Source organism: Streptomyces sp. NRRL F-2580 (genome assembly GCF_000720115.1).
In the GTDB taxonomy this organism is placed as follows: Bacteria; Actinomycetota; Actinomycetes; order Streptomycetales; family Streptomycetaceae; genus Streptomyces.
Genome location: NZ_JOIR01000004.1, coordinates 194,143 through 205,427 on the forward strand (window position 1 = coordinate 194,143; position 11,285 = coordinate 205,427).

The following is an 11,285-nucleotide window of genomic DNA, read 5'->3' on the forward strand; positions in this document are numbered from 1 at the left end:
AGGATTACTAGTTGGTGCCGATCTTGGCCAGCAGGTCCACGATGCGGCCCTGTACGTCCGCCGTGGTGGCCCGCTCGGCGAGGAAGAGCACGCTCTCGCCGGAGGCCAGCCGCGGCAGGTCCGCCGGATCGATGCCCATCGTCGTGTAGACGACCAGCGGGGTCCGGTTCAGCTGCCCGTTGGCGCGCAGCCAGTCCACGATCCCGGCCCGGCGGCGGCGCACCTGCATCAGGTCCATGACCACCAGGTTGGGCCGCATCCGGGTCGCCAGCTCCACGGCATCGGTGTCGGCGCCCGCCCGGGCGACCTGCATGCCGCGCCGTTCCAGGGCCGCGGTCAGCGCGGTCGCGATCTCGTCGTGCTCCTCGATCAGCAGGACCCGCGAGGGGTGCTGTTCGCTGTCGCGCGGTGCCAGTGCCTTGAGCAGGACGGCCGGATCGGCGCCGTACGCCGCTTCGCGCGTGGCGTGCCCCAGCCCGGCCGTGACCAGTACGGGTACCTCGGCGGCGACCGCGGCCTGGCGCAGCGACTGCAGGGCGGTCCGGGTGATCGGACCGGTCAGCGGGTCGACGAACAGCGCGGCGGGGAACGCGGCGATCTGCGCGTCCACCTCCTCGCGGGAGTGCACGATCACCGGGCGGTAGCCGCGGTCGCTGAGCGCCTGCTGCGTCTGCACATCGGGCGCGGGCCACACCAGGAGCCGGCGCGGGTTGTCCAGGGGCTCCGGCGGGAGCTCGTCGTCCATGGGCCGGGGTACGGGCCGGTTGACCACCTCGACGGCGCCGCCCGGGCCGTCGAGCGGCTCGGGACCCTCGTCGGAGCCCGCCTCGGGGGCTCCTATGGCGAACGCCCGGCCCTGCGGGGCGGGCTCGGCGAGCCGGCGACGGCGGCCGGATCCGGAGCCGGCGCCGGTCCCGGTGGCGTTGGGGTCCACGGAGATGCCCTGCCCGAGGGTGCCGAGGGCGCGCACGCTGATCGGCTGCGCGGCCTGACCCTCCGCCCGGGTGTCCTGCGGCCGACGCGCTCCGGGCACGGCGGCCGGGCCGGAGGGCTCGTCGTCCTCGGAACCGGTACGGGCCGCCGGAACCGGCCAGGCCGGGGTGCCGGGCAGCGCTCGGCGCCGCCCGGTCGGATTCTCGGCGGACTCGGCGGGCCGCGCGGCGGGGGCTTCGGGTTCGCCGCCGGGCGCGCCCAGCACGCGGCGGCCGCGGCGCCCGGCCGGGGTGTCGCCGTCGCCTTCGGCGGGAGCGGCGGCCGGGCCGGCCATGGCGGGGGTCTGCGGAGCGGAAGGAGCCGGAGTCGGGCCGGCGGGCAGCGCGAAGCCGCCCTCGGGGGCGATGGGCCGCGCGGGAGCGGGCGTCGGCCCGAGCCCGGTCGCCGGAACGGGGCCGCCGGGCTGCGCCGGACCGGCCGGACCCAGCGCCCGACGCCGCCCGGCGGGATGCTCGGTCAGCGGAACCGGCGGCACCGCGGGTACGGGCGGGAGCGCGGGCACGGCGGTGCCTTGCGGGGGCACGGCGGTGCCCTGCGGGGGCACGGGCCGCCCGGATCCGCCTTGGCCGCCCTGGCCTTCGGGACCGCCCGGGCCTCCGATGCCGCCGGGGCCGCGGACTCCGCCCGGACCACCGGTGCCGTCGGCCTCGCCGCTGCCGTCGCCGGCCCGCCCGCGCCTGCGGCCGGTACCGAGTCCGGCCGGATTCACCGGGGACTGGGCGAGCTCCGGGCCCGCGTCGGGAAGCCCCGCCTCTCCTGCCCGCCGCCGTCCGGAGGGCAGCGCCAGCGCGCCTCCGCCCTGGCCGGCCGGTGCGGCGGCCGCACTCGGGGCCTCGTCGTCCAGGAAGGCGTCCACTCCGCGCCGGCCCCGCCGGCCGCCGGAGACCTTGCCGGGGGCGGCGCCCCCGGACGTCCCGGCGCCGTCCGTGGTCGGACCGGCCGGGGGCTCCTCCGCCGGCTCCGGCAGCGTGACCGTCCCGGCACCCGCACCGAGCGGGAGCTCCAGCACGTACGCCCCGCCGGGCGCGCCCGGAACCTCGACCGTCTGCAGCACGCCTCCGTGCGCGGTCACGATCCCCCGCACGATCGGCTCGTGGACCGGGTTCCCGCCCTCGTACGGCCCGCGCACCTCGATCCGTACGACGTCTCCGCGCTGGGCGGCGGCCACCACGATCGTCGAGTCGCCGTACCCGCTGCCCTGGGCGGTCTTGCCGGTGGCGTCCACCCCGGCGACGTCCGCGACGAGGTGCGCGAGCGCGGTCGCGATCCGGGCGCCGTCCACCTCGGCCTCGATGGTCGGCGCGTGGACGGCGAACTGCACGCGGCCCGGACCGATCAGTTCGACCGCCCCGTCGACGCCCGCCGTCACGACGGTGTTGATCAGGACCTTCTTCTTCGCGAGCCGGTCGCCGCCGGAGTCCAGGCGCTGGAAGCCGAGGACGTTGTCCACCAGCGTGGTCATCCGCGAGTACCCGGCGGCCAGGTGGTGCAGCAGCTGGTTGGCCTCCGGCCACAGCTGTCCCGCGTCGTCGGCAGCCAGGGTCGCCAGCTCACCGCGCAGCTCGTCCAGCGGGCCGCGCAGCGAGTCGCCGAGGACGGCCAGCAGCTGCGCGTGCCGCGCGGCCAGGGCGTCGTAGGGCCGCCGGTCGGTGAAGGTCATGACGGCGCCGACGAGCTGTTCCCCGTCCCGCACGGGAGAGGTCGTCAGGTCGACGGCGACCGGCTGCCCGGCCTTGTTCCACAGCACCTGCCCGCGTACGCGGTGCTTGCGCCCGCTGCGCAGGGTGTCGGCGAGCGGGGACTCCTCGAAGGGGAACGGCGAGCCGTCGGCGCGGGAGTGCTGGATCAGGCCGTGCAGTTCGCGGTTGCCGAGGTCGGTGGCGCGGTAGCCGAGGATCTGGGCGGCGGCCGGATTGACCAGCACCACCCGGCCGTCGGTGTCGGTGCCCACGACGCCCTCGGCGGCGGCGCGCAGGATCATCTCGGTCTGCCGCTGGGAGCGGGCCAGCTCGGCCTCGGTGTCCACGGTCTGCGAGAGGTCCCGGACCACGAGCATCAGCAGCTCGTCACCGGTGTACGAGGGTTGCGGCTCGCGGTAGGCGTCGCGGCCGTCGAGATGGGCGCTGGTGATCTCGACGGGGAACTCGGAGCCGTCGGTGCGGCGCGCGATCATCCGCTTGGGTTTGGCGCGGCCGCCGTCGTCCTCGCCGGGCCGGCGCATGGAGCCGGGGATCAGCTTGGAGTCGAACTCGGGCAGGAGGTCGAGCACGCCGCGGCCGACGAGTCCCGTGCCGGGACTCTCCATGACCTCGAGGGCGATCGAATTGGCGTTGACGACCGTGCCGTTGGCGTTGACGAGCAACAGCGCGTCCGGAAGAGCGTCGAGTATTGCTGCGAGGCGAGCAGCGCCTCGGGATGGCCTGCTGCTCACGACGAGCTTCCTCCCTGACCACAACTACCGGCAAGTCACGGGAGGAGTCTAAGGCCACAGGCCCGCGGCGGGGCGGCCGATGTGCGGTGGATACCGCACATTCCGCGCATCCTCCCAGGTCAGGAACGCCCACTCGGAAGCAGAGGTTCCAACTCGTCCCAGCGGCTGATTTCGCATCCGTTCGTCCGCCGAAACGTCGCGTCCACTCTGTGGCCGTTCCAGGTTCCGGTGATGCGGGCGGTGGCGGGGCCGCCGTGCTGCATGGTGCAGAGCTGCCGCCTGGAGACCGGGGCGAAGGGGTCCTTCCCCTCCTTGGCGAGCTGGTCCAGTCGTGCGCAGGCGCCCGCGGCCTGTGGGTGGTCGCCGCCGACGGGGTCGCATTCGAGCCGGTACTCCCGGTCCAACTGGCGGTTCCCGGTGTCGGCCATGGCGATGGTGAGGCGGTCGGGCGGCGCCAGCAGCCCGTCCAGGGGCGCGGGCAGCGGAGGGAGCGGCCCCGCGGCCGCGGCCGCGGCGGCCAGGGCGGAGGTGACGGCGAAGGCGGCGAGACGCAGCATGGGGCACTCCAGGTCGTCCGTACGTCGTACGCCTGACCAACGACGGGGGGCCCGCCGACGTTGCGTGCCGCGGCCGCTTTAAGGCTTTGCCCTCCGCCCGTCCCTCCTAGTACCGTGGGAGCGGATTGGTGAGGGGCCCTGCGCCTGTGTCATCATCTGCACGCACCCTCGTACGCGGGGGTGTGCTGGAGGCGTCGCCTAGTCCGGTCTATGGCGCCGCACTGCTAATGCGGTTTGGGGCTTACCCCCCATCGAGGGTTCAAATCCCTCCGCCTCCGCACCTCATCGAAGCCCCGGTCCTGACGGACCGGGGCTTCGATGCGTTCCGGGGTAATCCGCTCCGCTCCGACCTCTGTGCGAACCCATCCGGACGATCTTCGTCCGGGGCGTTTCCGCAGGTCAGCATGGGTTTGGCTAATGGATTTCGCGTCCCGGCGAGGTCCATGTATTGTTGTTCTCGCAAGGCCAACGGGGCGCAAAACCCCGAGAAGCCCAAGCACTCGTAGCTTAACGGATAGAGCATCTGACTACGGATCAGAAGGTTGCAGGTTCGAATCCTGCCGAGTGCACAGCAAGACGAAGACCCCGGGAGAAATCCCGGGGTCTTCGTCGTATGTCCTGCGCATGTCCTGTCGGGGGTGTCTCCTCCTTGATGGGGAGGGGGTCCCCCGGAGGTAGTCAGGGGTGGGATGGCTCTGGCGGGTGACGCCGACTACCCGCCGGCCTCGGTACGGTTTTCGAAGATCGTCCGAAGCTGGAAAACGGGGGCACTCATGGGACTGTTCGGGAATGCGCACACCGTCGACCCCGTGTCGGCGCAGCGGGACTACGCGCGACTGCTGGGGCAGGGGGAGCAGGTGCACGCCGCCTTCCTGTTGATCCGGGACACGATCCTGTTCACCGACAGGCGGCTGGTGCTCGTCGACAAGCAGGGGCTCACGGGCAAGAAGGTGGAGTACCACTCCGTCCCCTACCGGAGCATCACCCACTTCTCCGTGGAGACCGCCGGGCACTTCGATCTCGACGCCGAGCTCAAGATCTGGATATCCGGGAGCTCGGCGCCGATCGAGAAGACCTTCACCAAGGGTGTCGACATCTACGAGGTGCAGGCGATCCTGACGCAGTTCGTCGCCCGGTAGCGGGAGCCGGCGGGAGCTAGAGGACCCGGGGGAGGCCGGTCACCGACATCACCAGGGAGTAGAGGGAGGTGGTGGCGGTGATGAAGAGGCGGTTGTTCTTGGCGCCGCCGAAGGTGATGTTCGAGACCGGCTCGGGGATGCGGACGCGGCCGATGAGGGTGCCGTCCGGGGCGTGACACTGGACGCCGTTCTCCATCGCGGCCGCCCACAGCCGGCCCTCGTCGTCGAAGCGGATGTTGTCGACCCGGGGGCAGGCGGTGAAGACCCGGTCGTCGGTGAGGGCGCCGTCGTCGGTGACCTTGAAGGCGCGGATGTGGCCTGCGCGGGTATCCGCGGCGTACAGCTCGCTCTCGTCGGGGGAGAAGACGAGGCCGTTGGGGCCGAGGAAGCCGTCGGCGACCATGCGGACCTCGCCGGTCGAGGGGTCGGCCCGGTAGAGGTTGCAGGCGCCGATCTCGCTGGGGGCGCGGTGGCCCTCGTAGTCGCTGGTGATGCCGAAGTCCGGGTCGGAGAACCAGACGGAGCCGTCCGAGCGGACCACCGCGTCGTTCGGGCTGTTGAGCCGCTTGCCGTCGAAGCGGTCGGCGATGACGGTGATGCTGCCGTCCGGCTCGGTGCGGGTGACGCGCCGGTTGCCCTGCTCACAGGTGATCAGACGGCCTTCGCGGTCCAGGGTGTTGCCGTTGGAGTGGCCGGCCCCGGAGCGGAAGACCGAGACCGCGCCGCTCTCCTCGTCCCAGCGGAGCATGCGGTCGTTGGGGATGTCGCTCCACACCAGCTGCCGCCAGGCAGGGAGGTACAGCGGGCCCTCCGCCCAGCGGCAGTCGTCGTAGAGCCGCTCCAGCCGGGCGTCGCCGTTGGCGCAGCGGCCGGTCCGAAAGCGCTCGTCCAGGATCTCGTACAAGGTGAGGTCGGCAATGGCAGACATGATTCCCCCTGAGACAGTTCTACCGAATTTCGTTCGGCCTGATGGTGAGATTGCAGGATCAGGTACCGTCTTTGCAAGGGTCGACAGGCCCAAGAGAGGAAGATTGCGTGGACGACATCGACCGTGCGCTCGTCCTGCGCCTGCAGCAGGACGCCGGCCAGTCCTACGCCGCTCTCGGCACGGCCGTCGGCCTCTCGGCCGGGGCCACCCACGAGCGCGTACGCAAACTGCGGGAGCGCGGGGTGATCCGGCGTACCACCGTCGACGTCGACCCGGCGGCCGTCGGCAGTGGGGTCCTCGCCTACGTGATGGTCGACTCCAACGCCTGGATGGGAGAGTCCGGCGCCGACTTCGCCGCGATCCCCGAGATCCAGGAGGCGCACATCATCGCGGGCAGTTCCTCCGTGCTGGTCAAGGTGCGCACGGCCTCGACCGAGCAGCTGCAGGACGTCCTGCGTCGCCTCTACGCCATCGAGGGAGTCAGCGGCACGCACGCCACGGTCGTGCTGGACACCTTCTTCGAACGGCCGCTCCCGCTGTGACCTGGTGGTGCACCGGGATCCGGTGGAAGGACGGCCGACCGGCCATCGGGTGGTACGGCGAGGGGCGCGGCGAGCGGACGAGCGTGCCGGCGTACGGGCAGCGACTGGCCTTCGCGGCGAGCGGGGAGCGGCACTGCCTCGGTGTGTGGCGGGCCGGAAGGCGGACGCCCTGTCCGACCGCGGCCCTCGTGCCCGGCCGTGCCGGGAACGCGCAGTGCCCCGAATGCGCGCGCCTGGACAGGTCGTTCTCGGTGGCGGCCGACACCAACGCCGCCGATCCGCGCACCTACCGGGTCTACCTGGCCTGGTTCGGGCCCGGCATGGTCAAGGTGGGGATCACCGCCGAGGAGCGCGGCTCCGCCCGGCTGCTGGAGCAGGGCGCGGTGGCGTGGGCCTGGCTGGGCCGCGGGCCTTTGATGGCGACCCGGCGCACCGAGGAGCTGCTGCGGGCGGCGCTCGGGGTGCCGGACCGGATCGCGTACGCCCGCAAGCGCGCCGTACGGGCCCAGCTGCCGCCGGGGCCGGACCGGGCGCGGGAGGTGGCCGAGCTGCACGCGCGGGCGGCGGCGCTGCCCGGGTGGCCGGAGTCGCTGGAGCGGGTGGGGTGCGAAGTCGTCGACCATGCCGGGGCGTTCGGGCTGGACGGGTTGCCGGCGACCGCGCGGGTGCTCACCGAGATGGTTCCCGGCGGGGCCGTCGTGGGGCGGCTGGTGGGCGCGGCCGGTCCCGATCTGCACCTTGAGGACGGGCTCGTCGTGGACACCCGGCTGCTGGCCGGCTGGGAGCTCACCGCCCCGGGGGACGGGGCGGTGACATCCGTCCCGGTGGCGGAGATCCCGTCGGCCGCCGGCGCGCCCGCCGAGCAGGACGGGCTGTTCTGAGGCGTACCGCCCTACCGGGTCCGGCCCCGGTCAGACCCGGTCAGGCGCGGTCGGCCAAGGTCAAAACTTGGATCCCTTTGGCCTTCGGGAGCCGTTTGCGGTGGACACGCCAGGGCCGTCCGCGGAGGGTGGAGGGCATGAGCAATCAGCCGGTACCGGCCTTCGAACCGCCTTATGTCATGGCCGTTTTCAGCAATGTCCGCACGGACGACGACAGCGGATATCCCGAGACCCTCGGCCGGATGGAGGAGCTGGTCGCGACGAATCCCGGATACCTCGGGTACGAGTCCGCCCGCACCCCCGGCGGGCTCGGCATCACCGTGGCCTACTTCCGTGACCACGAGTCCCTCACCGCCTGGCGGGAGGACCTGGAGCACCGCGCGGCCATCAAGCAGGGCCGCGCCGACTGGTACGAGAGCTACACCCTGCACGTCGCGACCGTCGAGCGGAGCCACGGCTTTGCCCGCAACGGCTGAGGCGGTCCGCGCCTTCCGGGAGCGCCTCGGGCTGCCCGGACTGGTCGACGTCCACACGCACTTCATGCCCGAGCGGGTCCTGGGCAAGGTCTGGGAGTACTTCGACGCGGTCGGCCCGCTGACCGGCGTGGAGTGGCCCATCACCTACCGGCACGAGGAGGAGCAGCGGGTCGCGCTGCTGCGGGAGTTCGGGGTCCGGGCCTTCACGGCCATGCTCTACCCGCACAAGCCGGAGATGGCCGCCTGGCTCAACGCCTGGTCCGCCGATTTCGCCGCCCGCACCCCCGACTGCCTGCACACCGCGACCTTCTTTCCCGAGGAGGGCGTCGCGGCGTACGTCGGCCAGGCCGTCGACTCGGGGGCCCGGATCTTCAAGGCACACCTCCAGGTCGGCGGCTACGACCCCAACGACGACAGGCTGGATCCGGTGTGGGGGCTGCTCGCCGAGACCGGCATCCCGACCGTGATCCACTGCGGCTCGGGTCCCGTGCCGGCCAAGTACACCGGACCCGAGCCGGTCGGCCGGCTGCTGGCCCGCCACCCGCGGCTGCCGCTGGTCATCGCCCACATGGGCATGCCCGAGTACGCCGACTTCCTCGACCTCGCCGACAGGTACCCGCAGGTGCGCCTGGACACCACCATGGCCTTCACCGACTTCTCCGAGCGGATCAGCGCCTTCCCGCCCGGTGACCTGGGCCGGCTCGCCGATCTCGGCGACAGGATCCTGCTCGGCACCGACTTCCCGAACATCCCCTACACCTACGAGCACCAGCTCGTGGCCCTCGAACGGCTCGGCCTCGGCGACGACTGGCTCCGGGCGGTCTGCCACGACAACGGCGCCCGGCTCTTCCGGCTGGACGGCTGAGGGCCCTTTCCGTGGCCGAGGGCCGGCCCTTTCCGTTTCTCAGGAAATTCACAGGCAGGGACAAGAACGCTCTCAGAGGTCCCGGCCAGCGTGGTCGGTATGACTGCGACGACCACCTCCCACGCGTCCACGTCCACCAGCAACCACACGGCCCTCGTGCGGCCCGACGGCGGACCCTGCCGGGTGCTCGTCGTCGACGACGAGGCCTCGCTCTCCGAGCTGCTGTCCATGGCCCTGCGGTACGAGGGCTGCGAGGTCCGCAGCGCCGGCGACGGCGCCGGGGCGGTCCGGGCGGCGCGGGAGTTCCGGCCCGACGTGGTGGTCCTCGACATCATGCTCCCCGACATGGACGGTCTCGCCGTTCTCGGGCGGCTGCGCCGGGAAATCCCCCAGGTCCCCGTGCTGTTCCTGACCGCCCGGGACTCCGTGGAGGACCGGATCGCCGGTCTCACGGCGGGCGGCGACGACTACGTCACCAAGCCCTTCAGCCTGGAGGAGGTCGTGGCCCGGCTGCGCGGCCTGGTCCGGCGCTCGGGCGCGGCGCAGGCGGCACGCGGCGGCTCGGTGCTGGCCGTCGGCGACCTGCGGCTCGACGAGGACAGCCACGAGGTGGTGCGGGGCGGCCGGGAGATCCACCTGACCGCCACCGAGTTCGAGTTGTTGCGCTACCTCATGCGCAACCCGCGTCGGGTGCTGAGCAAGGCGCAGATCCTGGACCGGGTGTGGTCGTACGACTTCGGCGGCCAGGCCAATGTCGTCGAGCTCTACATCTCCTACCTGCGCAGGAAGCTGGAGAGCGGCCCCGGCCTGGCTCCGATGATCCACACCCGGCGCGGCGCCGGATACCTGATCAAGCCGGCCGAGTAGTGCGCTTCCGCTTCCCTCCCCGCGGGGCGCGGCGACCGCGTGCCCGCCGGCCCTGGTCGCTGCGGACCCGGCTCGTCGTCTCAGCCGTGGCACTGATCGCCGTGGTGGGCGCGGCCATCGGGACCGTCACCACCCTCGCCCTGCGCTCGTACCTGGTCAACGAGCTCGACGATCAGCTGGAAACCTCCGTAAGGATGGCCGCCCGCGGGCCGGTCGGGAAGCCGTCCTGGCAGAACAGCGTCGGCTTCGTCACGGCTCCCGGCAGCCCGCTGAACGCCACCGGGGTACGTCTGGACCCCGCCGGCACGGTGCTCGGGACCGCCCGCAACGTTCGTGTCGAGGGCGTGCCCGACGAGGCGCCGGTCCTCACGGAGGCCCAGAGCAAGGTGCTCGCCGCGACCGCCCGGAAAGCCGCGCAGAGAGGGCAGGGCGGGCAGGCCGGGCAGGCCGGGCGGGCCGGGTCCGGGCCGGTGGACGCCGATCTCCCGGGCCTGGGCTCCTACCGGGTACTGGCCGCGCCCGACGGGAGCCTCGCCCTCGCCTTCCCGCTGCGCGAGGTCGACTCCATCGTGGGCACCCTGGTCGGCGTGGAGGTCTGCGTCACCCTGGCCGGGCTGATCGCGGCCTCCCTCGCCGGGCAGGCCCTGGTCGGGGTCGCGCTGCGCCCACTGCGCCGGGTGGCCGCCACCGCCACCCGGGTCTCCGAGCTTCCCCTGCACAAGGGCGAGCCCGCCCTCCACGAGCGGGTGCCCGACGCCGAGGCCGACCCACGCACCGAAGTGGGCCAGGTCGGCGCGGCCATCAACCGGATGCTGGGCCACGTCTCCTCCGCCCTCACGGCCCGCCAGCAGAGCGAGATGCGGGTCCGGCAGTTCGTCGCCGATGCCAGCCACGAGCTGCGCACCCCGCTGGCCTCCATCCGCGGCTACGCCGAACTGACCCGCCGCGGACGAGAGGAGCCCGGCCCCGACACCCGGCACGCCCTCGGCCGGATCGAGTCCGAGGCCACCCGGATGACCGGCCTCGTCGAGGACCTGCTGCTGCTGGCCCGGCTCGACGCGGGCCGCCCGCTCTCCACCGCCGACGCCGAAACCGACCTGGCCCCGCTCGTCGTCGACGCCGTCAGCGACGCCCGCGCAGCAGGGCCCGGGCACCACTGGCGCCTGAACCTGCCCGAGGAGCCCGCGCCCGTACGGGCCGACCCGGCCCGGATCCAGCAGGTCCTCGTGAACCTGCTCGCCAACGCCCGCACGCACACCCCGCCCGGCACCACCGTCACCGCCGATGTTTCACGTGAAACATCGGCCATCCGGCTGTGCGTCGAGGACGACGGGCCCGGTATTCCACCGGAGCTGCTCCCCCACGTCTTCGAGCGCTTCGCCCGCGGTGACGCCTCCCGCTCCCGCACGGCCGGCTCCACCGGACTCGGACTCGCCATCGTCCAGGCCGTGGTCGCGGCGCACGGCGGGCGGGTCGGCGTACAGAGCGAGCCCGGGCGGACCCGGTTCGAGGTCGTGCTGCCGCTCGCCCGGCCCGCCGCCACGGCGGAGCCGGACTCACAGACGGGCCACAGGCTCACCACACAGCGGTGACAGGCCGCTCCACG

General features: G+C 72.9%; 10 protein-coding genes and 2 tRNA genes. 9 read left to right on the top strand and 3 right to left on the bottom strand.

Features of this window, described 5'->3' with window-relative positions:
• Nucleotides 1–7: 7 nt before the first annotated feature.
• The gene (locus tag IF88_RS0105610; protein ID WP_030707891.1) at nucleotides 8–3,424 is read right to left on the bottom strand and encodes a PAS domain-containing protein; all 3,417 of its coding nucleotides are present in this window, start codon (nucleotides 3,422–3,424) and stop codon (nucleotides 8–10) included.
• A gap of 119 nt (nucleotides 3,425–3,543) precedes the next feature.
• On the bottom strand, nucleotides 3,544–3,981 hold the full coding sequence (locus IF88_RS0105615) for an SSI family serine proteinase inhibitor (protein ID WP_030707893.1): 438 nt from the start codon (nucleotides 3,979–3,981) through the stop codon (nucleotides 3,544–3,546).
• 187 nt (nucleotides 3,982–4,168) lie between these two features.
• Between IF88_RS0105615 and IF88_RS0105620 the strand changes: the two genes are divergently transcribed.
• From IF88_RS0105620 to IF88_RS0105630, 3 genes are all read left to right on the top strand, one after another.
• Nucleotides 4,169–4,259: transfer RNA gene (locus tag IF88_RS0105620), tRNA-Ser, on the top strand.
• A 218-nt stretch (nucleotides 4,260–4,477) separates the two neighbouring features.
• Nucleotides 4,478–4,550 (top strand) — tRNA-Arg (locus IF88_RS0105625).
• Between the two features lie 204 nt (nucleotides 4,551–4,754).
• Complete coding sequence (locus tag IF88_RS0105630; protein WP_030707895.1) at nucleotides 4,755–5,120, top strand: PH domain-containing protein; 366 nt, start codon at nucleotides 4,755–4,757, stop codon at nucleotides 5,118–5,120.
• 16 nt (nucleotides 5,121–5,136) lie between these two features.
• Here the strand turns inward: IF88_RS0105630 and IF88_RS0105635 are convergent, their stop codons facing one another.
• Nucleotides 5,137–6,048, bottom strand: coding sequence for an SMP-30/gluconolactonase/LRE family protein (locus tag IF88_RS0105635; protein ID WP_030707897.1), 912 nt, complete (start codon nucleotides 6,046–6,048; stop codon nucleotides 5,137–5,139).
• 107 nt (nucleotides 6,049–6,155) lie between these two features.
• On the opposite strand from IF88_RS0105635, the gene IF88_RS0105640 reads away from it, so the two are divergent.
• The 6 genes from IF88_RS0105640 (at nucleotide 6,156) to IF88_RS0105665 (ending at nucleotide 11,271) form a co-directional block, all read left to right on the top strand.
• Nucleotides 6,156–6,590 (top strand): Lrp/AsnC family transcriptional regulator, encoded by a 435-nt coding sequence (locus IF88_RS0105640; RefSeq protein WP_030707900.1) that lies wholly within the window; start codon nucleotides 6,156–6,158, stop codon nucleotides 6,588–6,590.
• Complete coding sequence (locus IF88_RS0105645) at nucleotides 6,587–7,471, top strand: DUF2797 domain-containing protein (protein ID WP_030707902.1); 885 nt, start codon at nucleotides 6,587–6,589, stop codon at nucleotides 7,469–7,471. Before IF88_RS0105640 ends, IF88_RS0105645 begins: the two co-directional genes overlap by 4 nt.
• A 137-nt stretch (nucleotides 7,472–7,608) precedes the next feature.
• Nucleotides 7,609–7,947: an antibiotic biosynthesis monooxygenase family protein gene (locus tag IF88_RS47655; RefSeq protein ID WP_030707904.1), complete on the top strand. Its 339-nt coding sequence runs from the start codon at nucleotides 7,609–7,611 to the stop codon at nucleotides 7,945–7,947.
• Nucleotides 7,931–8,812 (top strand): amidohydrolase family protein, encoded by an 882-nt coding sequence (locus IF88_RS0105655; protein ID WP_030707907.1) that lies wholly within the window; start codon nucleotides 7,931–7,933, stop codon nucleotides 8,810–8,812. The genes IF88_RS47655 and IF88_RS0105655 overlap by 17 nt, the downstream gene beginning before the upstream one ends.
• Nucleotides 8,813–8,911: 99 nt before the next feature.
• Complete coding sequence (locus tag IF88_RS0105660) at nucleotides 8,912–9,679, top strand: response regulator transcription factor (RefSeq protein ID WP_030707909.1); 768 nt, start codon at nucleotides 8,912–8,914, stop codon at nucleotides 9,677–9,679.
• An 86-nt stretch (nucleotides 9,680–9,765) separates the two neighbouring features.
• Nucleotides 9,766–11,271 (top strand): HAMP domain-containing sensor histidine kinase, encoded by a 1,506-nt coding sequence (locus tag IF88_RS0105665; RefSeq protein ID WP_324617182.1) that lies wholly within the window; start codon nucleotides 9,766–9,768, stop codon nucleotides 11,269–11,271.
• The last annotated feature ends 14 nt before the right edge of the window (nucleotides 11,272–11,285 follow it).

Bases quoted from the DNA above. Each gene is read 5' to 3' on its own strand.
- IF88_RS0105615 (WP_030707893.1), bottom strand. From the start codon at position 3,981: ATGCTGCGTCTCGCCGCCTTCGCCGTCACCTCCGCCCTGGCCGCCGCG.
- IF88_RS0105630 (WP_030707895.1), top strand. From the start codon at position 4,755: ATGGGACTGTTCGGGAATGCGCACACCGTCGACCCCGTGTCGGCGCAG.
- IF88_RS0105635 (WP_030707897.1), bottom strand. From the start codon at position 6,048: ATGTCTGCCATTGCCGACCTCACCTTGTACGAGATCCTGGACGAGCGC.
- IF88_RS47655 (WP_030707904.1), top strand. From the start codon at position 7,609: ATGAGCAATCAGCCGGTACCGGCCTTCGAACCGCCTTATGTCATGGCC.
- IF88_RS0105660 (WP_030707909.1), top strand. From the start codon at position 8,912: ATGACTGCGACGACCACCTCCCACGCGTCCACGTCCACCAGCAACCAC.